This window comes from Vibrio sp. CJQ_6 (assembly GCF_043106745.1).
GTDB classification, from domain to species: Bacteria; Pseudomonadota; Gammaproteobacteria; order Enterobacterales; family Vibrionaceae; genus Vibrio; species Vibrio furnissii.
Genome location: NZ_JBICMV010000028.1, coordinates 549,832 through 573,189, shown reverse-complemented (window position 1 = coordinate 573,189; position 23,358 = coordinate 549,832). Strand labels below are relative to the sequence as shown.

General features: G+C 52.2%; 23 protein-coding genes. 15 read left to right on the top strand and 8 right to left on the bottom strand.

Going from position 1 to position 23,358, the window contains the following annotated elements; genetic code table 11:
• Window positions 1-105: 105 nt before the first annotated feature.
• Window positions 106-990, bottom strand: coding sequence for an arginase family protein (locus tag ACF8PK_RS17445; RefSeq protein WP_392442713.1), 885 nt, complete (start codon window positions 988-990; stop codon window positions 106-108).
• A gap of 167 nt (window positions 991-1,157) precedes the next feature.
• Window positions 1,158-2,096 carry a helix-turn-helix domain-containing protein gene (locus tag ACF8PK_RS17440; protein WP_143679400.1) on the bottom strand — a complete coding sequence of 313 codons (939 nt, stop codon included), beginning with the start codon at window positions 2,094-2,096 and terminating at the stop codon, window positions 1,158-1,160.
• Window positions 2,097-2,803: 707 nt separating this feature from the next.
• On the opposite strand from ACF8PK_RS17440, the gene alr reads away from it, so the two are divergent.
• Window positions 2,804-3,967, top strand: a complete 1,164-nt coding sequence (alr, locus tag ACF8PK_RS17435; RefSeq protein ID WP_392442710.1) for an alanine racemase — start codon at window positions 2,804-2,806, stop codon at window positions 3,965-3,967.
• 117 nt (window positions 3,968-4,084) lie between these two features.
• Here alr and ACF8PK_RS17430 read toward each other — a convergent pair whose 3' ends face one another.
• From ACF8PK_RS17430 to ACF8PK_RS17410, 5 genes are all read right to left on the bottom strand, one after another.
• Entirely contained in the window at window positions 4,085-4,714 is a 630-nt protein-coding gene (locus tag ACF8PK_RS17430) for a hypothetical protein (protein ID WP_392442707.1), read from the bottom strand.
• 10 nt (window positions 4,715-4,724) lie between these two features.
• Window positions 4,725-5,729, bottom strand: a complete 1,005-nt coding sequence (locus ACF8PK_RS17425) for a 5'/3'-nucleotidase SurE (RefSeq protein WP_392442704.1) — start codon at window positions 5,727-5,729, stop codon at window positions 4,725-4,727.
• A 157-nt stretch (window positions 5,730-5,886) separates the two neighbouring features.
• Complete coding sequence (locus tag ACF8PK_RS17420) at window positions 5,887-6,957, bottom strand: hypothetical protein (protein ID WP_392442701.1); 1,071 nt, start codon at window positions 6,955-6,957, stop codon at window positions 5,887-5,889.
• Between the two features lie 29 nt (window positions 6,958-6,986).
• A complete protein-coding gene (locus ACF8PK_RS17415; protein ID WP_275725074.1) occupies window positions 6,987-7,814 on the bottom strand; it encodes a hypothetical protein in 828 nt (275 codons plus the stop codon).
• A 113-nt stretch (window positions 7,815-7,927) separates the two neighbouring features.
• Window positions 7,928-8,689: an AraC family transcriptional regulator gene (locus tag ACF8PK_RS17410; RefSeq protein WP_232281731.1), complete on the bottom strand. Its 762-nt coding sequence runs from the start codon at window positions 8,687-8,689 to the stop codon at window positions 7,928-7,930.
• Between the two features lie 235 nt (window positions 8,690-8,924).
• Between ACF8PK_RS17410 and proC the strand changes: the two genes are divergently transcribed.
• From proC to ACF8PK_RS17360, 10 genes are all read left to right on the top strand, one after another.
• Window positions 8,925-9,755, top strand: a complete 831-nt coding sequence (gene proC, locus ACF8PK_RS17405) for a pyrroline-5-carboxylate reductase (RefSeq protein WP_238771035.1) — start codon at window positions 8,925-8,927, stop codon at window positions 9,753-9,755.
• A 174-nt stretch (window positions 9,756-9,929) separates the two neighbouring features.
• A complete protein-coding gene (dctP, locus tag ACF8PK_RS17400) occupies window positions 9,930-10,988 on the top strand; it encodes a TRAP transporter substrate-binding protein DctP (RefSeq protein WP_143679405.1) in 1,059 nt (352 codons plus the stop codon).
• 68 nt (window positions 10,989-11,056) lie between these two features.
• The gene (locus tag ACF8PK_RS17395) at window positions 11,057-11,560 is read left to right on the top strand and encodes a TRAP transporter small permease subunit (RefSeq protein ID WP_158142018.1); all 504 of its coding nucleotides are present in this window, start codon (window positions 11,057-11,059) and stop codon (window positions 11,558-11,560) included.
• Window positions 11,557-12,885: a TRAP transporter large permease subunit gene (locus ACF8PK_RS17390; RefSeq protein WP_172562896.1), complete on the top strand. Its 1,329-nt coding sequence runs from the start codon at window positions 11,557-11,559 to the stop codon at window positions 12,883-12,885. Before ACF8PK_RS17395 ends, ACF8PK_RS17390 begins: the two co-directional genes overlap by 4 nt.
• A 75-nt stretch (window positions 12,886-12,960) precedes the next feature.
• A complete protein-coding gene (locus ACF8PK_RS17385; protein ID WP_158108740.1) occupies window positions 12,961-13,920 on the top strand; it encodes an ornithine cyclodeaminase family protein in 960 nt (319 codons plus the stop codon).
• A 179-nt stretch (window positions 13,921-14,099) separates the two neighbouring features.
• Window positions 14,100-14,381 carry a YhdT family protein gene (locus ACF8PK_RS17380; RefSeq protein ID WP_004727901.1) on the top strand — a complete coding sequence of 94 codons (282 nt, stop codon included), beginning with the start codon at window positions 14,100-14,102 and terminating at the stop codon, window positions 14,379-14,381.
• Window positions 14,374-15,828 (top strand): sodium/pantothenate symporter, encoded by a 1,455-nt coding sequence (panF, locus tag ACF8PK_RS17375; protein ID WP_392442695.1) that lies wholly within the window; start codon window positions 14,374-14,376, stop codon window positions 15,826-15,828. Before ACF8PK_RS17380 ends, panF begins: the two co-directional genes overlap by 8 nt.
• A gap of 216 nt (window positions 15,829-16,044) precedes the next feature.
• Window positions 16,045-16,947, top strand: coding sequence for a LysR family transcriptional regulator (locus tag ACF8PK_RS17370; RefSeq protein WP_392442693.1), 903 nt, complete (start codon window positions 16,045-16,047; stop codon window positions 16,945-16,947).
• Between the two features lie 124 nt (window positions 16,948-17,071).
• Window positions 17,072-18,031 carry a glutathione S-transferase family protein gene (locus tag ACF8PK_RS17365; RefSeq protein ID WP_158108742.1) on the top strand — a complete coding sequence of 320 codons (960 nt, stop codon included), beginning with the start codon at window positions 17,072-17,074 and terminating at the stop codon, window positions 18,029-18,031.
• 62 nt (window positions 18,032-18,093) lie between these two features.
• On the top strand, window positions 18,094-18,702 hold the full coding sequence (locus ACF8PK_RS17360; protein ID WP_392442690.1) for an alpha/beta hydrolase: 609 nt from the start codon (window positions 18,094-18,096) through the stop codon (window positions 18,700-18,702).
• A gap of 75 nt (window positions 18,703-18,777) precedes the next feature.
• On the opposite strand, the gene leuE is transcribed toward ACF8PK_RS17360, so the two are convergent.
• Window positions 18,778-19,419: a leucine efflux protein LeuE gene (leuE, locus tag ACF8PK_RS17355; protein WP_041943353.1), complete on the bottom strand. Its 642-nt coding sequence runs from the start codon at window positions 19,417-19,419 to the stop codon at window positions 18,778-18,780.
• A 372-nt stretch (window positions 19,420-19,791) separates the two neighbouring features.
• Between leuE and ACF8PK_RS17350 the strand changes: the two genes are divergently transcribed.
• The 4 genes from ACF8PK_RS17350 to ACF8PK_RS17335 all read left to right on the top strand — a co-directional run bounded on the left by ACF8PK_RS17350 (window position 19,792) and on the right by ACF8PK_RS17335 (window position 23,347).
• Window positions 19,792-20,634, top strand: a complete 843-nt coding sequence (locus ACF8PK_RS17350) for a DUF3100 domain-containing protein (protein WP_392442688.1) — start codon at window positions 19,792-19,794, stop codon at window positions 20,632-20,634.
• Window positions 20,627-21,097: a hypothetical protein gene (locus ACF8PK_RS17345; RefSeq protein WP_392442686.1), complete on the top strand. Its 471-nt coding sequence runs from the start codon at window positions 20,627-20,629 to the stop codon at window positions 21,095-21,097. The genes ACF8PK_RS17350 and ACF8PK_RS17345 overlap by 8 nt, the downstream gene beginning before the upstream one ends.
• Before the next feature lie 144 nt (window positions 21,098-21,241).
• Window positions 21,242-22,417 (top strand): M20 aminoacylase family protein, encoded by a 1,176-nt coding sequence (locus tag ACF8PK_RS17340; protein WP_392442685.1) that lies wholly within the window; start codon window positions 21,242-21,244, stop codon window positions 22,415-22,417.
• 21 nt (window positions 22,418-22,438) lie between these two features.
• Entirely contained in the window at window positions 22,439-23,347 is a 909-nt protein-coding gene (locus ACF8PK_RS17335) for a LysR family transcriptional regulator (RefSeq protein ID WP_392442683.1), read from the top strand.
• The last annotated feature ends 11 nt before the right edge of the window (window positions 23,348-23,358 follow it).

Genomic DNA, 23,358 nt, shown 5'->3' with positions numbered 1-23,358 from the left:
GGTTTGAAGCACGCCAAAAGGGATTGAAGCGCGAGATCGCAGTGCTGCTGTCACACCTCTCGGAACAGGAATTATCATCCTATTAAATGAATGCTAAACACCGCATTAGCTTGAGCAATTATTCCCCAACAGAGGCAAGCGCGCCATCATGGTTTTCAGCGCCAAAGCATCCCATGGCAGATGTTCTGCGATACCCAACCCAACCACATCAGCCACCCCCGCCATGTCTGTCAATGCGTCAATCACTTGTGTCATGCTCAGTTTGCCTTTCGCCACGCCATCGAATAACGCCGGATCATCAGCCACGTTGGAGAACAGCAACGCACGGAACAAGTTCGGATCAAGCACATCCAAATCCAAGTGAATGGCAAGATGCTTCGCGCCCGTTGAACGGAACCAATCAACCAACGGCTGGCTCCCCTCTGCTTGCAGTTGCTGCGGAGAAACATTCGCTAAGCCCAACGCGTTCATTTGTTGCGCTTCCCAACTGGTCGGCTCATTGACCCCCAAATAGCAAACATTGCGAGCGTTCACCGGTTTTGCCACGTAACTACAAAATTGAGCGTCGCCGAGGCCAAGCAGGTTGCCCAGAACCATCGCATGCGCATGACTGAACTGCGCCGGCGTCATGATGTCTGGATGCGCATCAACCCACAAAATGGCTAAATCGCCCTGATATTTCTCGTTCAGGTAGGCAAATGGGGCCAAGTCGACCAAGCAATCACCGCCCAGCACAACAATGCGCTCGGGTTGATGGCGCTGGATTTTTGCTTGAGCATCTTCGAGTTGTTGGATCAGTTGCGGCCGTGCCAGCACCCCATCCACCACTGCCAGCGTTTGGCCTTGCGGCAACGCCACGTCGATAGTTTCAACCGGCCCGTCATGTTGTGGCGCTAACCAATTTAACAACTGCGCGCCCAAGAAATAGGGTTCGTTGTTGCCCCCTTGCCACTGTGGAAAAATTAGTCTCAACGTATTGGATTGGCTCATTTTGACTCCTTGCATAAATATGAAAGCCACACGCGCTGTTTGTTTTTACGGAGATGAACGTCACGATTTGGCAAAAGCTGCGTGCGGTGCGATACAAGGAATTATGCAAGCGCAGCGGGAGCACGCGTTATTCTGAGCCGGACAACCGATGTGCTGATACGGACAATTTAGGCGGCTGAATCACGCATTTGTGAGGGCGTCATGCCGTATTTTTCCTTAAACAGTTTGTTGAAATGAGGCAGATTTGAAAATCCCTGCTGATAGGCAATATCGCTGATGGCCATCTCTTGATGGGTAAGCAACATACGACGACACGCTTTTAATCGTTGCAGCCAAACCCAGCGCATCACCGACGTATTCTGCTTGGCAAACAAGCGACTGAGCGTGCGCGCCGACATGTGCAAATGGCTTGAAATCGATACGACACTCAACGCGGGATCGCCCAACTGCTGCTCAATATAATGCTGCGCAAGTGCCAAATTATTTCGCTTGTCGCGTTGCACCAATGCGCTGGCGTCACCCGACGCGGCCTGAAACGCCGTGCCCAGCATCATCAAAATGGCGCGCAACATTTGGTCACCAAACACCTCTTCTTGCTCTTCGGTCAACCAAGCCTGTTCAAGCATGGCGGCCACAAACGAGACCAACGGCGCATCCCGCTTTAAGGTGACATTCAACCATGCCTCACAATCCTTGATATGTTCACGCACCAGAGCGTGCGGCACGGAAATGACAATCTGGTTGTCACCTTGAGGGAACGTGTAACGAAATGGCTGATGATTGTCATACATCACGATATCGCCCGCGTGCTGCTCTGATGTCACGCCAGCTTGCGTCAAGCGTGCCAACGGACACAGCGACAAACAGATGAAATAATCGTCGCTGTATTCGACGTCGTCCATCTCGCCATATTCAATCGGTGTCGAGCGAATGCGCGAGATCAAAGCGCTGCGTCCTAAGCTTTTAACATCTAGCTCGCCGTGGAACGCCTCCTCAGACAACATTCGGTTGTGGGTGGGCGAGGCAAAGGTTCGTTCCACGTTGTGTTGCCAGTAGGCAAACCCTTCTTGTGCTCTCACATCTTGTGTCGAAAAACTTCTGCCCACGTGCGATTCCTTCCCCTTATCCTGTGTGCTGTCGATAATACCTTAAGCCGCACGCGAACCAAACGATGGTCCTACTCGTGCGATATGCCGGTGTGTCTCATCGTTCCATCGACCTACGCGGCGCAAAGCAGGTTGGCGCTCATGCTGCGAGGCGACATATTGACAACATATTTGTCTGCATTCATCAATTCACGCAGAAAATCACGTCAAATCTGTGCTCGTCATGGGTTTATATAAATTCATGAAATGTTCAATTTACAGCGTATTTCACTATCTTCAAGCCCAATCCCCCACCACAAAACGATGCCCGCCAGCGACGCTCATTTCATTCAATCGATCCATTGCCCGCTCGCTCAGAACAAATAATCACCAACGACGTTCGAATGATGCTCGCCTTGCGCAAAAAGACGGCGAAGTGGCGCAAATACCTTAGACCAAGATGTTGAAGCGTCATTCGCCAACGCCTCACCGCACGGAATTTATGAAACTCCTTTTTTTCATCCATCACTAGAATTTTATATAAGCACCGATTCCATCCAAAGAACAGCATATTGATCAACATAAATTTAACAGAATAATCAATCAGAATTACACCAACATCACAGTTACATAATCTACAAATAACTAACACAAGCAATGAATTTGCTACATAATAGCCAGCAACTAGGAGTTATGTTCTAAAGACAACATCAATCGCAGGAAGCCATATGATAACCGCCCAAGCCCACATTGATCTCAACGCGCTCCAACACAACTATCGTCGCTTGAAAGCATTAAGCGGTTCGCAACAAGTGGTGGCGGTCATCAAAGGTGACGCGTATGGCCATGGTGCCGTGCAACTGGCCAGCGCGCTGCCAGATGCTGATCGCTTTGCCGTGTCACGTTTAGAAGAAGCAGAGGAGCTGCGCCTAGCGGGCATCACTCAACCCATTTTGTTGTTGGAAGGCTGCTTTTGTGCAGACGATTTGAAACGCGCCGCCGAGCTCAAACTCGACACCACCATTCATTGTGAAGAACAGCTACACGATCTCGAAACCAGCACGCTGGCACACCCAATTCATGTATGGCTGAAAGTCGATACGGGCATGCACCGTTTGGGCGTGCAGCCCTTTCAAGTGCCCGAGTATGTGTCGCGCATCGAACGTACGCACAAGCTGAGCGAAAAGTTAGGGTTCATCAGCCATTTTAGCTGCGCTGATGATATCAACCATCCGACCACGCAGCGCCAATTGGCCTGTTTCAATCAAGCGACTGCGCAATACGATGGTCCGAAAACTATCGCAAACTCTGCTGGCATTTTGTTTTGGCCAGAATCGCAATTCGACGTTGCCCGTGCGGGCATCGCCCTGTTTGGGATCTCACCCAGTGCCGAACACACGGGCCGCGATCACGCGCTGGTGCCTGTCATGACACTCAATACCCGTTTGATTGCCGTGCGCAAACATCAAGCCAGCCGCCCTGTGGGCTATGGCGAAACTTGGCACGCGCAACAAGATACCCACATCGGTGTGATTGCGATGGGGTATGGCGACGGATACCCACGCAGCGCACCAAGTGGTACGCCGGTCTTTGTCAATGGCCGGCTGGTGCCTATTGTCGGGCGTGTCTCTATGGATATGATCACCGTCGACCTAGGTCCAGATGCAACCGATCAGGTAGGAGATGTGGTAGAGATGTGGGGGAAAAACCTGCCCATTGAAACCATCGCGAACCACGTTGGCACCATTCCTTACGAGCTAACCATCAAGCTGACACCGCGCGTCCACCGCCATTACCACCAAGCGCACGGCGTGGTGATTGACATGACGCAAGCGTTGTCAAAACGCGAAACACCGCCCACCCGTATGTTGAATCAGAAAGGTTCGTTGTAGCGAGACGATCTGTCCCGCCCCATAAGCATCATCGCCAACGAAGCATGATCACCCACGAAAGCCGCTACCCAGCGGCTTTCGTTCATTTGGGAGCTTTCGTTCATTTTGGAGAAGAGGTTACATCTGAACCCACACTTGAGGAAACGTCTCGCTACTGGTCTGAATGTTCAAGCTGACCAGCGATTCGTTCTCGGTTTCCAGCGTCACCAGATTCACATGCCCTGCTGCAGCGCATTGGTTATCCGTCAGTTGCATGTCCGCCAAGCCATTGACCTCAGTCGTCGCGGTCAGACTGCCGGAGCTTTCACAACTTGCGCCACTGACGGTAAGTGCGCCGCTGTCATCTATGTTCATTTGCAGCAGTGCGTCGTTGTAACGCGCCTGATAAGTACCAGCAAAGCTGGCAATATCAACGCTCTCAGCAAAGACCGGAGACAACGTCGTTTCACCATTGCTGTTGGTGCACGCCAGCGCAGCGGCGCTCATTTCGCAACTTAACGCTACCGCCGAAAATACCAGCAGACCTTCACTGCTGCTGCCCACATACGAAGCTTGATGCTCACGTTCATCCCACAGCGTCAGTAACGTCGTAGAATTCTGCACCACAATCTGCGCTGAGAGCGGTACCGTGTCATCACGCCACACCACACCTTCATACGTCCCCACTTGTATGGTGTCGTCGGTGGGTTTACACCCCCACAAGGCAAACACACAGCACAGTGCCATCATCCATTGTTGCTGTTTCATCACCACTTCCCTATTCCAAGCCAATCAAGCGCTGGCTAACCAACGCGACTTTGCCGCGCGCCGCCTGCACGTTGCCATCAATGGTACTGATGGTGATGTAACCTTCGTTAACCGCGATACCTTCAGAATCTTCACTGGTGTCACCAGCGTCACCGGTGGTGAAAGTCAGCCCTTGCTTACCAGATAAGGCGCTCGTTGCCGCCGCTTGCGCTTCTTCTGAAGTCATGCCGCCCGCAATCAGGCTCTGCATGGTGTAATACAGGGCAGTAGAATCGGTAGACAAATCATCACTGAATTTAAGCAGCGCACCGCCGCCGTTCCAGCCCACATCGGTAAACTTGTAGCCCATGGTGCTGTTCATCTCTTCCGGGGTATTGACGTTCAACCCAGTGTAAGCAGGCAATAGCGGTTGGCCCGAAGGTTGATTGGCCACCAACTGCGCGACAATCTTAACCACCACGTTCGCCACCAGTTGTGATTGCTCTGCGTCTGACACGGTATTGGAATTGGCGCTGACCGCAATGGCCGGAATGCCACGGCTGAGTGAAATCATCGCCGCACCAAGCGTGCCGGAGTTGTTGTTCATATAACCAAGGTTGTTCCCTTCATTCGGTCCCGAAATCACCAGATCTGGATCCTGTCCCCACACGGCCTGCGCGGCGACATCAATCCCGTAGATCGCCGCCATCACCGGCGTTCCTTCTGCGAAACTGGAAAACGCCACCGAGGTATCGGTGTCACCGACACAATATTCCTGATCTGCCGACTGGGTCTCATCAACCGACACAGGTTTGAGGAACGTCATCGCGCCGCCTTTGCCACTTTGTCCGGTACAAGGCGCCGACATAATCACATCGTGACCCGCCGCTTCGAGCGTACTTTTCATCACCTGAATGTTGGTGGTCTCCCAACTGTCGTCATTCGTCAGCAGAATATTGAGCGCAAAAGATGGGTTAGAAAGCGTCAGGGCACCACACGCTGCCATCGCCAGGCAGACTTTTGAGAATTGCTTCATGATTGTTCCGTTTTTTCACTGTGTTGTCTTCCACTCAAACGCCGTGTTCGAGCGGTCTGAACGTTACTTTTGCGAAAAAACATGACGCTTCGGTTACAACTTTTTAGTGGCTCAAGACAGAGATATCTTTAAAATATTTCCAATAAATTTCAATTAGTTAAAAACCTTCGATAGCAATATTAATCCGATTTGGAGACATCTTTAAACGGTAGCAGAACTGTGCGTTTTGATCTTTGCGGCCATTTTCAAAACCGCAAGCTTCCGTAAGCGTCTCCCCAACCACACCCAGCAGCGCTTCTTTGATTTTATTGCGGTTCTGATCGAGGGTTTTGGCTCGCAAACCATGTTGTTTAAGCTCGCTGATCGCGCGGCCATGCCCCCCAAATTGCGCCATCAACGCAATCAAATTTTGCGCACTGCGCACATCCGGACGGTTAGCAGGCGGATTGCTCACCCAACCATCATCGCTCTCGCACTTGCGGCGCTGCGCGTACCACAACCAGTAAATAGCCGGCGTAACCGACAAAGGGATCACCAACGCATTCAGGCGCACTTGGATTTGACCGTCATGAGTGATGAACTTGAGCGCCAACGGCTGAGAGGCTTGATTGAGCTGTTCAACCGCGTCTTCAATCGTGTAGGAAGACTGACGGCTTGCGAGCACCGCCAGCAAATAACTGCCATCAGGTTCAGCGCTCGGCGCCGAGCCGCGAAAGTGCTGCAGCGCTTGCTTCCAGAGCTTGGCATCGACGCCTTGCTGAGACAACTGATGCAGCAGACGCTGATCGCTCGGCCTGAGAGGTTGCGGCCGCCAACGCATCAATAGAGAAGTCAGCCCCGCCGCCAACAGCGCAAGACTGCCCCATGGCAGCCACTGCACGTCGCACTGCATGGCAAGGCGCTGCGCCCCACCCTGCGATGGCAGCTGAAGCGTAATCGGGAATCGCAGCCCGTTTGTTGCTGAGTTTGAAGACTCGAACCCGCACGTTGCCAGCACTTGCAACGGGTTGCGCCATTGCAGATGGCTCAGCGCCTCTTGGCTTCGCAGCGCAAACAGCGCTTGGGTTTCAGCCTGCTCGCCCAATTCGGCGCTGTCTTGCCAAATCTGGTTACGGGCCGACTGGATCGGCCCATCAATGACCCGTTGCAAGCGAGCCTGAGTCAGCACTGCACTGAACAATAGAGACAAAAGCAAATAACACACAATCAAACCGAGCAGTTGAGCCATCTGCATTCGGTGGAAAAAAGGAATCGTCATCATGAGGAAAAAGCAGCCAATACGTGGTGAAGATGAGACTTCAATTGGTGGAGCACAGGTTCATCGCGCAGTGAGCGAGAGACATACCAGCCACCAGCAGAAATACCCTGTGCGATCGTCGTTTGATAAAACGTATCGCCCTGATACAGCGGGCTATAATTGGTATCCGGAATGACATCAACCTCACCCTTCGTGAGCGCAGAAAGCATCGCCTGACGCGACGGATAACGGGTGACACGGGCAGCATGAATATCAATAGACAGTTGCGCCAGCACTTGGACCGGCAACTGATAGCCAGAACGACTGAAGGTATCACTGAGCAGACCGATACGATGCGTCGCAAGAAATTGCGGTGTGATGGGCTCGCGGGCAAACCACAGCGCATCATATCGAGGCATGGGTAGCAGGGTCTCATAGTAACGCTGATAGTCTGGGCTCAATCCAGCCAGATGATAATCGCGCCCCCACATCACATCAAAATCCTGCTGATAGATCATGCGTGGCGTTAGTTCACCACGTGGCAACCACTGCACGGTCACATCACGAAAGCGGTGATTGAGCATAGGATCACTGCACAGCGTTGACAGCAGCGGTCTTGCCATGACGTGCGCCGGGATCAATATGGTTAAATTGGGCAGCGCTGGGTCGGCGCGTTGTTCGGTGTGCACCGCGGAACAGGATAGCTGATTAAAAGCCAGAGTTTGGGGCATGGTGAGTGTTGGTGCTTGCAACCAAGCCATCAGCCCGACACACAAAAGCAAGCTCACGAGGGTGTAACAGCGCGGCGCAGCGGGATGGTGCCAGAGCCGCGTCATGACGTCATTCATAACGGCGATACGTTCCTTCTTTTTGTGAAGAAATTACGCCAAGCTTATGAAGTTAATATGACAATCCTCGATAATTTGTAGATGTTCACCGCAGATAGCGGCATGTTCTGCGATTATTTCTTCGCCGACATTTTGCGTCGCACCTGCCCCGGGGTTTCACCAAAAAAACGGCGAAACGCGTGGGTTAATGCACTTTGGCTGGAAAAGCCCACTTTTTCGGCAATTTCGATCAACGGAAGGCGCGTGTCCTGCAGCATCTGACGGGCACGCTTCATGCGCGCGGTAAATAGGTATTGCCCCGGAGTCATGCCTGCCGCTTCACGAAACAGTTCATGGAAGTGCCCGGCGCTGACGTTACTGACCGACGCCAAGCGCGACGTGGGCAACGCTTCATCAATGTGCTGTTGAATGTATTCATCAATCGCCACTAAATCGAGACGACCACGATGGAGGTAATTGACGTCCTGCTGATTGAACATGCGTTGATGCAAACTAGAAAGAAAGGTGGTGGTGATCCCTTCTGCGGCTTCGGGATAGGAATCCCAGACATCTTTCTCACGGTACATGTACGCTAATAAATAGCGCAGGCCAGAATCGATATCAAAATATTGCGCGGAATCGAACAGGCGTTCGAGTTTCACGCCAACGTGTTCGGTTGGTATGTCGAGAATGATGTGGCTGTTGTCGCCGATCCCTTCATAAAAGTGCTCATCGCCTCCGGGAACCAAGCAACCGTGGAACGGGTCAACCTGGCCACCCCGCCCCTGAACTTCAAACGCTGCGCCACCACGATACGCAATCACAATTTGATGGTAATCGTGGTCATGATGAAGGCAACTGTTCTGTAGTGCTTGCGTCCGTATGCGAATAGCCATGATGAGCGTGGAGACATGTCCGACCAGGTTAAATAAGAATAATTCTCTTATAACAAAAATCTCACTTAAAAGACAAGTAATATTTCAGAAGCGTTTCAAATGTTAAACAAGTGCTGCAATTTGCGCAAAAACTCAGGAGTTTTAAACAATAATCCAACATTCCGAGCTGCTTAAATGGAACAAGCGTAGGGAAACAATGCGCTGAGACCGCTTTTAATCAGGAAGAAAAAGAACAATGACAGCAACAATCACCTTTATTGGTGCGGGAAATATGGCCAGCGCAATTGTCGGCGGCTTGGTCAGTCAAGGATACCCAGCCGACCACATCACCGCGACATCTCCCGACACGGCCATGCTTGACGCCGTCAACACCCGTTTCGGCATTCAAGTCACCAGCGATAACTGTGCAGCCATCCAGCAAGCCGATATCGTGGTGTTGGCCGTAAAACCACAAATTCTACGCATGGTGTGCGACGAACTTCGCCCAACCCTCGACGCTCGAGACGTGCCGCCGTTGGTGCTGTCTATCGCGGCAGGGATTCCACTTGACTCCCTGCAATCATGGTTAGGTGAGCAGGTGCCGGTGGTTCGCGCCATGCCAAACACCCCCGCCATGATTGGTTGCGGCGCGACCGCATTAAAAGCCAATGCGTTGGTGAGCGATGCGCAGTGCGCGCAAATTGAGCAACTGCTGTCGAGCACCGGCATTGTCGAATGGCTTTCCGATGAAGATTTAATGGACGCGGCCACCGCCGTCGCGGGCAGCGCACCTGCATATTTCTTCCTCTTTTTCAAAGCGATGGAAGATGCAGCCGTGAAGCAAGGCCTGCCTCGTTCCACCGCGCGTAAACTGGCACTGCAAACCGGCCTTGGCGCTGCATCCATGGCATTAACCGGTGAGGATGAACCGGAACAATTGATGCGTAATGTGATGTCGCCACAAGGCTCAACGGAGCGTGCTATCGCCTCTTTCGAAGCTGCTGGGCTTCGTGACATCGTTGCACAAGCCATGCAGGACTGTGCCGATCGCGCCCGAGAGATGCAATCGCTCTTTGGCGAAAAATAAAAGAAATAGTTCACAGAATAGTATTCCAATAACCGACGTACCCGACACCGTCGGCAGGCAGCATGCTTTCCCCCACTTGCAGTGGCGTTGTATACGAGTGGGGAGATGCGGCCCCAATGCCGCAACCTTCGGTAACCGAGGTAAAACAACAACCCGTAAAAGGACTAAGTAAAGATGAAAGGAAATCTTCGTAAAATCATGAAGACCGCGGCGCTGGCTGCGTGCGTTTCACTGGCGACGTCAGCTGCGTACGCCGATGAATGGCGTATGGCAACACCGTGGTCAGGTGGCCCTTGGCTAGAGCGTGATGCCAAGTTCTTCGCCGACAACGTGAGCGAGCTGACCCACGGCGACATCACCGTGAAAGTCTTCCCTGGCGGTACACTGGGTAGCGCGCTGAAAGTGACAGACACCGTGAAATCTGGTGTCGCAACCGTCAGCCACAACTACATCAACTACGACTACGGTAAAGATCCAACGACAGCGTTGCTGGCAGGTCACTCGAGCGGCCTGACGCCAGAAGAGTTCATGTTGTGGATGTACAAAGGCGGCGGTATCGAACTGTACGAACAGTACCGTAAAGAGAAATTTGGTGTGGTTGCTTTCCCTTGTTCCATTCTTGGCACCGAAATTTTCCTTCACTCCAACAAACCCGTTCGCACACTGGAAGACTTCAAAGGTCTGCGCATTCGTACCTCTGGTGCATGGGCAGAGATCGCCTCTCGCCTAGGCGCATCGACCGTGGTGATGGCGGGCAGCGATATCTACTCGGCACTAGAACGCGGCGTGATTGACGCAGCCGAATGGGGCAGCCCAGAGATGAACCGTCCAACGGGTTTCCAAGAAGTGGCGAAATACGTGATCCTACCAGGGATTCACCAATCAGGTGGCGTCCTGGAGTGTCAGGTCAACCAAAAAGCGTGGGATAAACTGCCCGCTGAAGAACAAGACTTGATTCGTCAGGCAGCAAAACTGTCTATGTTCGATTCATGGTTATCTGCGTCTTACGCCGACCTTGATGCGTACAAAGAACTGGTGAACGGCAGCAACGAAATCGTTCGTCTTGATCCAAAATTCATCAGCCAAATTCTGGAAGAGACCAAGAAATGGGAAAATGATCATGCAGCCGATAATGCATGGTTCAAGCGCGTGCTGACCTCTCAACGTGAGTTCAAAGAGCAGATCAAACTGTGGCCTGAATACCGTATGCAAATCGGTGTGACCGAAAGTTAATCTCCTCTGCCACAGCCGCCGCAAGGCGGCTGTCTGGTCTCTTTTTCGATCGTAATTAGGTTAACACTATGAAGTTGATTACCAGTATCGAGGCCATTACCCGCTTTGCCGGGCTGATTGCCGCTCTGTTGGTATTGCCGCTGATCGGTGCGCTCGTCACTGAAGTCTTCAGCCGCTATATCTTTGATTCCCCGACCCTGTGGGCGTTTGAAATCAGTTACATGGTCATGGGCGCAATCTTTATGCTCGGCCTTGCCAATGCATTGCGCCTTGGCCAGCACGTCAGTGTCGATGTGGTGACACTGAAGCTCAAACCTCGCGCCACTGCGACCATTCGCAGCCTGTGCTATTTGATGTTTTTACCCATCGTGAGCTGGATCAGCTTGGAGCTGTACCACTACTTCTACGAAGCCTTTGACAGTGGCGAACGTTCCGGCCGTTCTGCGTGGAACCCGGTGATGTGGCCTGTGTATGGCGTTTGGTTTATTGGTCTGGCTGTTCTCAGCCTGCAAGTGTTGGCGGAACTGCTGAAGTCCGCACGCATGGCGCTGGGCCACGAGGTAAATGTATGAGTGATTATTTATCCCTGTTGATGTTCCCGCTGCTAATTCTGTTTATCTTTGCGGGTTTTCAGGTCGCGTTTTCCATGATTTTGGTGGCCACCATTTTCGGCCTGATGCAGTTCGGCGACGTAACGGCATATCAGCTATTGAGCAAAATTGAAGAAACCGCCACCAACTCAATTCTCGCCGCCGTTCCCCTGTTCATTTTTATGGGTGCGATGTTGGAAAAATCCGGCATTGCCGAACGGCTATTTAAAGCCATCCACATGTGGACGCACGGCATGCCCGGCGGCCTTGGGGTTGGTGCAATTCTGCTGGGTACCATTTTTGCCGCGGCAAGCGGCGTGGTGGGTGCAACCGAAGCCGTGATTGGCATGCTGGCTATCCCCATCATGATGAAACACGCTTACGACAAACGTTTGTTGTCCGGCGTGATCTGTGCCAGTGGCTCACTGGGTACCGCGATCCCACCCTCCATTACCGTGATTGTACTTGGCCCTGTCGCGGGCGTATCCGTGGGTCAGCTATTTAGTGGCCTGCTGCTTCCCGGCTTGATGATGGCCACGCTGTTTATCCTTTACGTGGTGATGTTGTCATGGCTGAAACCCACCGTGGCGCCGCGTCAGGTGGAAGATGGCGAAGGCTACAGCCTCAAAGACCGACTGGTGGCGACATTCACTGCGCTGCTGCCCGCTGCGATTCTCATTTTCGCTGTACTGGGCACCATTTTGATGGGCCTTGCCACGCCAACTGAAGCTGCTGCGTGTGGCGCACTCGGATCGATTCTGCTGGCCGCCAGCTACCGTAACCTGACGGTTAAAGTCATGTGGAACTCGCTGATGAGCACCGTCAACATCTCAGCGATGATCTTGCTGATTGTACTTGGCGGCAACATGTTCGCAGGCGTGTTCTTTGCTGCAGGGGGTATGGCAACCGTACAATCGGTTCTGCTTGGCACTGGCCTCGAAGCTTGGGCGATTTTGGCGCTGATCCTCATCATCGCGTTCCTCGCCGGATTTGTACTCGACATGATGTCAGTAGTACTCATCGTGATTCCTGTCGCCATGCCTGTGGTACGCTTGCTTGGGTTTGACGAAGTGTGGTTCTGTGTGGCGTTCCTCGTGGTTCTGCAAACCAGTTACCTGACACCGCCGCTGGCGCCCTCGATTTTCTATCTGCGCGCCATCACGCCACCGGACATCTCTCTGCGTCATATGTATGCAGGCGTGGTGCCGTTTATCGTGATTCAGCTTCTGGTGCTCACCGCAGTACTCGCCTTCCCCGCGACCGCGCTGTGGCTACCGGATGTGATGGGCGGCCCTGCGTGGGAATAAGATGTCTCGCGTAGAAATCACGTTCTCCCTGACTGGCGGCTCTGGCTGCCAGTCGTTCTAACTCTGTGAGGTTTTATGAAGTTTCTCTCAGCCGACGTTGTCGCTCGCCATTTGCCGTGGACAACACTCATCGACAAACTGGATGATACGTTTCGCACGGGGGTCAATGCCCCGGCGCGCCACCATCACACCATTGAACGTCCCGACGGCGAAGCCACCATGTTGCTGATGCCCGCGTGGGAACAGCAGGGGTACATCGGCATGAAAATGCTCAACGTGTTTCCCCAAAACTCATCGGTGGGCTTACCGGCCATTTCCGGTTTGTATCTGTTATCGGAAGGCCAACATGGTCAAACGCTGGCGTGCATTGCTGGCAATGAGCTGACACGCCGCCGCACCGCCGCCGCATCGGCATTGGCGGCGCGTTATCTGGCGAAAGCGGATGCAGAAACTTTATTGATCGTCGGCACCGGCCAAGTTGCGCCAATGCTCATCGAAGCGCACGCGGCTGTGCGCCCGATTCAACGCGTGCTGGTCTGGGGGCGTAATCCTGACAAAGTGAAAGCAATGGTTGATGAGTATCAGGGTTATCAAGGCGCCTCGACCACCATCACGCAGATTGAGGCCGTCAGCGATCTGGCCAACGCCTGCGCGCAGGCTGACATCATCAGTTGCGCGACGCTCTCCAAAGCACCGATCGTAAAGGGTGAATGGTTAAAACCGGGCTGCCACCTAGATTTAGTCGGCGCCTTTCGTAAAGACATGCGCGAATGTGATGGCGATGCCGTGGCGCGCAGTCAAGTGTTTGTCGATACCTGGGCGGGTGCCAAAGGCGAAGCTGGCGATCTGCATCAGGCGATGGCTGAAGGTCATTTCTCGATGGAAGACATTCACGGTGATTTGGAACAGCTCACTCGCCAAGAGGTCTTTGGTCGCCGCTCCGATGATGAGATAACCCTCTTTAAATCCGTCGGCGCGTCACTGGAAGATCTCGCCGCCGCCATCGTATTGTGGGAAGACTTACCGCAAGACTGATTTTCCTTCCGTCCCTTTCCTCACATGCGCTGACGTACGTGTTTGTTGTGGCACTTTTGGTTTAGGTTCGGTTCGCACTCACCGAACCTGGACACCTTGGTTTAGTAAACTTTTGTGCCCGACGGCACATTTGTATACCATACCCACCTCCGTATGGTACCTAGACCAAGAGACAACTTATGGACAACAGAAAAAACAGGTATCGTCAGGCGCATCGTGAGGCTTTTTTAGCCATTGCGCTGGCAGTGGGCTATTTCATCTGGTGGTATGTATCCGCCTACGGGTTTTCGGCGCCGCCGCAAGACACCAGCATGCCAGAACTCTATTTCGGCATGCCGCTTTGGTTCCTGCTTTCGTGTGTGATTGGCCCAATCGTCTTCACGGTGCTGTGCGCCGTGATGGTGAAAGTGTTTTATCGCGATATTCCCTTAGATGTAAACCCTGACGAATCCAATGAATAGTCAACTTCTTATCCCTTTAGTTATTTACCTGATTGGCGTCTTTGCGGTCGCATTTTTTACGCGCCGCCACTACACCAATGGCAGTTTTCTCAGCGAATACTTCGTGGGCGGCCGCAGCATGGGCGGATTTGTGCTGGCGATGACGCTTGCCGCAACCTATGCCAGTGCCAGCAGCTTTATTGGCGGCCCCGGAGCGGCATACAAAATGGGCTTGGGATGGGTGTTACTGGCGATGATCCAGTTACCGGCAACCTGGCTGACACTGGGCGTACTGGGCAAAAAGTTTGCGATAGAAGCACGCAAACACAACGCGCTGACCCTCAATGACATTTTGTATGCACGCTTTAAAAGTCGCTCAGTGGTCATTTTGGCCTCGCTGTCGTTACTATTGGCTTTCTTCGGCACCATGGTCGTGCAGTTTGTCGGCGGCGCGCGCTTGCTACAAACCGTGACGGGCTTACCCTACGAACAAGGCTTGTTGCTGTTTGCCTGCACCGTCGGTTTATACACCACCATTGGCGGATTTCGCGCCGTGGTGCTCACCGACACCATTCAGGGCATCATGATGCTCATCGGCACCATCATTTTGTTGGTTGGTGTGGTGCACGCCGGGGGGAGCATCGGCGAACTGGTCACCAGCTTGCATGCGATCGATCCTGCGTTGGTGACGCCGTACGGCCCCGATCAATTCCTCAGCCAGCCGTTTATTCTCAGCTTCTGGGTATTGGTCTGTTTTGGTGTGATTGGTCTGCCACATGCGGCAGTGCGCTGCATGTCGTACAAAGACAGTCCGTCGCTACACAAAGGCATGGTGATCAGCACCATCATGATGGCGCTGCTGATGTTCGGCACCCATATGGCGGGTGCATTGGGCCGCGCACTTGTGCCGGATGTGGGTAGCCCGGATCAGATCATGCCGACGTTGATGATGACTGTCTTACCCCCCATGGTCGCAGGCATCTTCCTCGCAGGCCCAATGGCGGCGATCATGTCGACCATTGACTCGCAGTTGATTCAGGCGTCTGCCACCTTGCTCAAAGATCTCTACATCAACTACATCAATCCGCAGGTGGTGAAAGAAGATCAGGCCGAGCGCAAACTCAGCCGCATGTCGCTCTGGATCACCGGTATTTTTGCGTTGCTCGTGTTTTTTGCAGCAACCAACCCGCCGGACATGATTGTGTGGTTAAACCTGATTGCATTGGGTGGCTTGCAAGCGGTATTCCTGTGGCCACTGGTGCTCGGTTTGTATTGGGAAAAAGCGTCGGCCGCCGGCGCGTTGTGTTCCATGGTGGCCGGGCTTTCGGCTTACATCGGCCTGATGCTGATTAAACCGAATCTTGGCGGCGTGCACCCCATCGTCCCCACGCTGGTCGTGGGTTTGTTGGCATTTATTGCGGGCAGTGTGCTGAAACCAAGACCACAACCGGATGCCATGCCATCCTAAACTCCCCCTTGAGAAGAGCGGCCACCAGCCGCTCTTTTTTATTGAAGCGCCCAGACAAATCGTTGCAAACGGATTGCCTTTACGACGCGCGCTCCATAAGCTTGCTGTCTGGCGATGAAAACCGTCAGTAATGAAACCGATTAATGATGAAAACAGTCAGTGATAAAAACAGGCAGCGATGAACGCTGGCCGTGACGAAAATAATCAGGATAGAGAATGGATAGGCTGCAATGCGATCGCATGTTTGTTGCGGTCATGGAACTCGGTAGTTTTGCCAAAGCGGCTGAACGTTTGGCCATCAGCAGCGGTCAGGCGTCCAAGTTGATTTCGCGCTTAGAGCAAGACTTGGGCGTGCAACTGGTCAAACGCTCCACCCGCTCACTGGCCGCCACAGAAGTCGGCCAAGCGTATTACGAGCGCATCAAACGCGTGTTGGACGATCTCGATGCGCTCGACGACGCCATTCGCAATGCCTCGCGCTTGCCTTCGGGTCGGCTACGTATATCTGCGCCAGTGACCTTTGGCCAAAGCCAACTGGCACCGAGCCTGATTGATTTTTCTAAACAATTTCCCGACATCACGCTTGATGTCAAATTCTCCGATCGCAGCGTGAACGTGGTAGACGAAGGCTTTGATTTGGCGCTGCGCATCGGCAAGTTGGACGACAGCAGCCTGATTGCACGTAAGCTGTGCGACGTGCGCGTCATCACGCTCGCATCCCCTCATTACCTGAGCCAACACGGCACACCCACGCACATTCGCGATTTAGCGCAGCATCACTGCATCATCGATACCAACTTTCGCGATCCCTACCATTGGCCCTATCTCAACGAGCAAGGTCATGTGCACGATTTCGCCGTGAATGGTCGGCTCAAATTTTCCAATGCCGAAGTGTGTTTGAAAGCAGCCTGTGCCGACCTCGGCATCACGCGTCTGCCAACATTTGTTGCGGCCCAAGCGCTCAAAAAGCAACAACTGGTCGCCATTTTGCAGCAATACGAAGTGCCGCCGCTCGGCCTGTATGCGCTCTACCCGCCTGCCAAACATCTCGCTCAGTCATCCCGAGCCTTCATCGATTTTCTGGTTAACCGTTTTGCCAACGGCGCAGATTGGGAATAACCAGTGGCGCACGCGCCATTTCTTCCATATTGGAAGGAAATAACTTCACTATCGCCATCTAATCATTCATTTGGAAGTAAGCTACAGTCTCTCCATCGCAAAGAAAACAGATTTGAGGTGAGACATGTTGGTGAATGGTCAATGGACAAAAGAGTGGCATCCGGTACAAGCGACGGATAAAAAAGGCGGTTTTGTGCGCCAAACATCAAGTTTTCGTGATTGGGTGGTTGCCCCGGAATCGTTAGCTGCAGGCGAAAGCGCCCAGTTTATCGCCGAACCCGGTCGCTATCACCTGTACGTGGCCTTGATTTGTCCTTGGGCATCACGCACTTTAATCGCTCGTAAGCTCAAAGGGCTGGAAGACGTCGTGAGCGTTTCTGTCGTCGAACCGCAACTGCTCGACGAAGGCTGGCATTTCGGCGATTACCCAGGTGCCGACCGCGACGAACTGAACGGTTTTGAGTGGATGCACCAACTCTATACTCATGCCGATCCACACTTTACCGGCCGTGCAACCGTGCCCGTGCTGTGGGACAAGAAAACACGCACCATCGTCAACAACGAATCCGCCGACATCGTACGCATGTTCAACAGCGGCTTCGGAGAACTGGCCAACCCAAATGTTGACCTTTATCCGTCTGCGTTGCGTGAAGAGATTGATGCCCTGAATGCGGAAATCTATCCAAAGCTCAATAACGGTGTGTACCGCGCAGGCTTTGCGACCACTCAAGAGAGCTATGAAGAAGCGTTCCACGATGTTTTTGGCATGCTCGATCAATTGGAACATCGTCTGAGCGACGGGCGCGATTACCTTTCCGGTCAACACGTTACAGAAGCGGATATTCGTCTGTTCGTCACGTTAATTCGTTTTGACCCTGCGTATCATGGCATTTTCAAATGTAACTTACGCCAGTTGCGTGACTACCCGTTCTTAAACGCGTATGTCAAACGCCTGCTGGATTTGCCGGGCGTGCGCAGCACCGTCAGCCTCGACCACATCAAACAAGGCTACTATTCCATTAAAGCGCTCAACCCAAATGGCATTGTGCCGGTGGGCCCGGACATGTCAGCGTATGGTTTGTAAGGTCCACGTGGCAATGTGAGTCAGTAAGGTGAGTTAGTAAGGTGAGTCAGTAAGGAATGAACATGACAAAGAAAATTGTAATGCTGCTGCATGGTGTTGGCAGCTCCGGTAGCGATCTTGAACGCTTGGGGGATTACTGGGCGCCGTCGATGCCGGGCGTGATGTTTCTGTCGCCGAATGCACCTTTTCCGTTTGATCACGGTGGCGGCTATCAATGGTTCAGCTTGGATGGCATCAACGAAATTAACCGCCCAAGCCGCGTGCAAGATGCCCGTGTCGCCCTAGATAAAACGTTAAATGATTTGCTGCTGCAAAACGGTGGCTCTTGGCAAACCGACGAGATCATTCTGGTCGGATTCTCTCAAGGCACCATCATGTCGATGGATGTATTGGCCAGCAGTCGCCTGCCGGTTCGCGCCATTGTCGGCTTCTCCGGTCGTTTGTCCTCGCCGCAACCCTACGACATCGACCGCGACGTGCCGGTGCTCCTGATCCACGGGCAAGGCGACCCAGTGATCCCGTATTCAGAAACGGAGAAAGCCGCCGCCACACTGGAAGCGGCCGGCGTTGAGGTCAGCACGTTCTTGGAACCCGGTATTCCACACACGATTTCTCAAGCAGGCGCCGATAAAGCGGCAGCATTTATTCGCCAACAGTTTGGCTTTGCCTGATCATCGTCAGCACTTAAAAACAGAACGGGCCTGAAATCATCAGGCCCGTCGTTTATCGTGACACGCTCGCTATCATTAACTCAGGCTAGCAAGTCGCGCCGCAAAGCCCATAAAGAACATCCCCAATAAACCGTTCCCCAGTTGTGCCAATCGCTTATTATTCTTAAACATCTGCGTCAGCGATGTCCCCAAGAAGATCAGCGCACTCAAGTAGGCAATACTGAAAATCTCCAGAATCACGGCCAGAATGAGGTATGAAATCCACGTGTGATCATAGGTGTAATCGATAAACTGGATGAAAAACGACACGTAGAACAGAATCGCTTTCGGATTGGTCAGGCTTAACGATAAGGATTTCGCAAACACGTGTTCGCTTTTCTTCGGACGCTCCACGCCCGATTCATCCTCACCGTCTTTACGTAGCAAAGAATGCAGGATCTTCAAGCCGAGATACAACAAATACGCCGCACCCAAATAACGAATCACGGTAAACAACACGGGAGAAGTTTGAATTAAAGACGCCACGCCAAGGTATGACAATAAGATGAGCACCGCATCGCCAATTAATACGCCCGATGCTGCTTTATAACCCGCTTTGACGCCAAACGAAGAGCTTGATTTCAGGACATATAAAGAGTTCGGCCCCGGCGCGAGAATAATCATCGTTAATCCCACCATATAGGTCCAAATATTAATAACGCCAAAACTCTCTAACATGCTATCCCTCGCATTACCGCAGCAAATTCTACAACTGAAAGATCGTGTATAACGCAAATACTCAATGAAGTCGAGTACAGAAAATGACCGTTCTAAAAAAACTCGTCTTCGTAAGATGATTCTCTACTTCTCGCCCCCAAATGCCGCAAAAACGCTGCCTGTACAGCGGACATTAAGCAGAGAATTATACTAACTTTTGATTCAAAGCTAAGTAAACGTTTGCTTTGTTGTTCACAGCAACAGAATCATATCTTGCGTTGCCTTTTTTAGAACAAATCGTTGGTTTTATATCATTAGTTCCAACAATTTATTTATGGTTAAATCATTGAGCACAGTTTTACTATGGAATAAAAACAAATAAGGAAGCACGCTATGGATAGTTTAAAAGGCCAGTTGGGAAACTGGCAGCTGCATCTGACCGTTATAGCAATATCGGTGGTTGCAGAACTCATTGGCATCATTAAAGTGCCACTTGGAAGCAGCAGCGTGGTGTTATTACCCCTGTTCTATGCCTTCATTTTTGGTTTATTACTCAACCCGAACGTGGTTAAAAAAGCCAAAGCGGTCATGAGTACAAAAGCCGCTGAAAAAGCCACACCCATTATCATAATTTCCGTTCTCCCTTTTCTGGCTAAATTCGGCACATTGATCGGACCATCGCTAAATAAAATATTAGAAATTGGTCCAGCGATGATATTTCAGGAACTAGGCAACCTTGGCACGATATTAATTGCCATGCCAGTTGCGATTCTGGTCTTGAAGATGGAACGTGAGTCGGTCGGTGCCTGTTTTTCAATTGCCCGTGAACCGAATATCGCCCTGATTTCGGATAAATATGGTCTCAAAAGCCCGGAAGGTATCGGCGTCATGGGCGTCTATGTGATGGGCACGATGTTCGGCACGCTCTATTTTGGCCTGCTGGCTTCCTTGCTTGCTTCGACCAATTGGTTTGATCCGCGTGCACTTGCCATGGCATGTGGGGTTGGCAGTGGCAGTATGACCGCCGCTTGCTCCGCTGCGCTCGGCGCATCGATTCCTGACATGAAAGATGAAATCTTAGCGCTGGCGGGCGCCAGTAACTTGCTGACCAACGCGACGGGCCTGTTTGTCGGCTTGTTTATCGCCCTACCGCTGACCGAGAAAATGTACCGTCTTCTGACCAAGAATCAGCCTGTCCGTTCATCCGCAGCTCAAGGGAGTGACCTCAATGTCTAATACAGCGACTGCAAAAAACGTTAACGCAAACATCAACCTGATTGATTACGCGTTGGTCCTGGTCATTGTGTGTATTATCGCCCTGATCAGTAACTGGACCGGAACAGGCATTACACCGCTCTCCGCCCTCCCCGGTATGATCATTTTATTTGGCATGGTCATGGTCGGTTTATTTCTGGCCAAAGTGATGCCGTTTTATTTGCCCTCGGTCGCTTGGTTGTCACTGGTCAGCGTGATCCTCACGATCCCAGCCTCGCCGGTATCTGAATTTATTCTGGCCTACGTAAAAGAGATTAATTTCTTAAGCTTGGTCAGCCCGGTATTAGCTTACGCAGGTTTAGCCATCAGCAAACAAGAGGTCACGACGTTTAAGTCGGCCGGTGGCAAAGTCGTAATTATTGCTCTGTTAGTCTTTACCGGGACATATTTAGGCTCCGTATTCGTGGCCAATCTAGCTCTATAATTCTTAAATCATCACCATGCTCAACGATTTGGCGCTGCAGTGCGATGGCGAATCAAAATATCCAACGCTCTGCAACGTCCAACCAAATAATCTATTTCAACACGTCAGCCACTGATCGAAGTGCACATAATCAAGATGTGAAAAATGATGACTCAATATATTGATCAGAACTCAAAAGAACACCAACAACTGATTGCTTGGAGACGCGATCTCCATGCCCACCCAGAAACGGCCTATGAGGAGTTTCGCACCTCCGATACCATCGCTTCAATCCTGAGCGAACTCGGTTTGCAAATCGAACGCGGACTGGGAGGCACCGGTATTGTCGCGACACTGCATGGCAATCAGGGGGATGGCCCGACCATCGGCCTGAGAGCAGATATGGATGCGCTTGATGTCGTGGAAATGAATGCCTTTGACCACTGCTCTAAGCATCACGGCAAAATGCACGCGTGCGGCCATGACGGTCACACCACCATGCTGCTGGGTGCAGCGGTCTCCTTGTCCCAAAATCCTAATTTCAAAGGTACGGTCCATTTCATCTTCCAACCGGCGGAAGAGAACGAAGCAGGCGCTAAAGCCATGATTGAAGATGGCTTATTCGAACGTTTCCCAATGCAGGAAGTGTATGGGCTGCACAACTGGCCGGCACTACCTGCAGGTCAGGCCGCGGTGCATTATGGCGCGGTGATGGCCGCTTTCGACACGTTTGATATCACCATTCAAGGTATTGGCGGACATGGCGCGATGCCGCATGACACCGTCGATCCGGTTTACACCGCCAGCCTGATTATCAATGCGCTGCAAGGCATCATCAGCCGCAATCTTGACCCGCAAAAATCCGGCGTGATCAGCGTAACTCAGGTTCATGGGGGCCACGCTTACAACGTGATTCCAGAAGAAGTGACATTGAAAGGCACAACGCGTTCTTTCTGCCCGAAAGTGCGTGATTTGATTGAAACACGCATGCTGGACGTCGTCAGAGGCATCGCAAAAGCGCAAGGCTGTAAAGCCGATATTCTCTACTCACGCCGTTACCCGGCGACCATCAACACTCAGCCGGAAGCGGAGAAGTGTCAGCGCGTGCTTGAGTCCATGCCTGAGATTCAGCAGGTTCATGTGAATCCCCCCGCGAGCATGGGCGGCGAAGATTTTGCCTTTATGCTGGAAAAACTGCCCGGCGCTTACATTTGGCTCGGCAATGGCAGCGACAACCATTCGCACAATCTGCACAGCCCGAACTACGACTTCAATGATGAGGTACTACCTATTGGTGCCAACTTCTGGGTTAAACTGGTTCAACATTTGTTAGCCGATTAATCGTACTCAGCGAAGGAACGTATGGACGAAAGAGCACTGAAGTATTTTGAAGTGGTCGCAAAAACCAAGAGTATTCGTGCAGCCTCAGAAGTGCTGCACGTCTCACCTTCTGCGATCAGTCGAAAAGTGTCGCAACTTGAAGCTCAGCTTAACGTCCGTCTGATGGATCGGATTGGCCGCGGCGTCAATCTCACTCAGTCCGGCCTTCGCTTAGCCGAGTACATTCAAGACATCAACCAGCGAAAAAATGACTTGGTGTCTGACCTGTCTGAAATCGAGCACTTGCAAACCGGCACGCTGCGCCTTTCTGTGGGAGGCGGTTTTATTCCGGACCTCATCAATCATGCCATCGCACAGTTTTCTCATCGCCATCCGGGCGTCAAACTGATCCTGCAAGTCGGCGGCGGTGATGATGTCATTGAAGGCATTAAGAGTGAGGAAACCGATATCGGCATTCTGCTGAATGCACCGCAAGATACCAAAGTGGATGTCCTGTTCTCCTGCCCGTTTCAAGAACTGAGCCTGCTTGTACCGCCGCAAAGCCCATGGGCAAACATTCAGCTCTGCTCCCCTGCACAACTCGCGGAGATCCCGCTCGCGCTGCTCAATGAAAGTTTCAGTATAAGGCGTGCCATCAATCTTTATGAGGCGCGGCAGGAAATCCGCCTTAAAGAGATTCTGCTGTGTAACTCGTTTGAAGCGCTCAAAAGCTACGTTGAGGCCGGGCTTGGCGGAACGCTATTGCCGAAAGTCTGCGTGACGAAAGAGCTGAAAAATCAGTCCTTTGTGGCTATCGATATTGAAGGTATGCACACCCTCGACACCTCAGTTGATCTGGTGATACGAAAAGGTAGGCCGCTCAGTGCCTCCATTCGAGAGATGAGAGATTGTATCGTCACCAGTATGAGCGCGTTTAATGCCGGCTTATGAGCCTGCGTTAA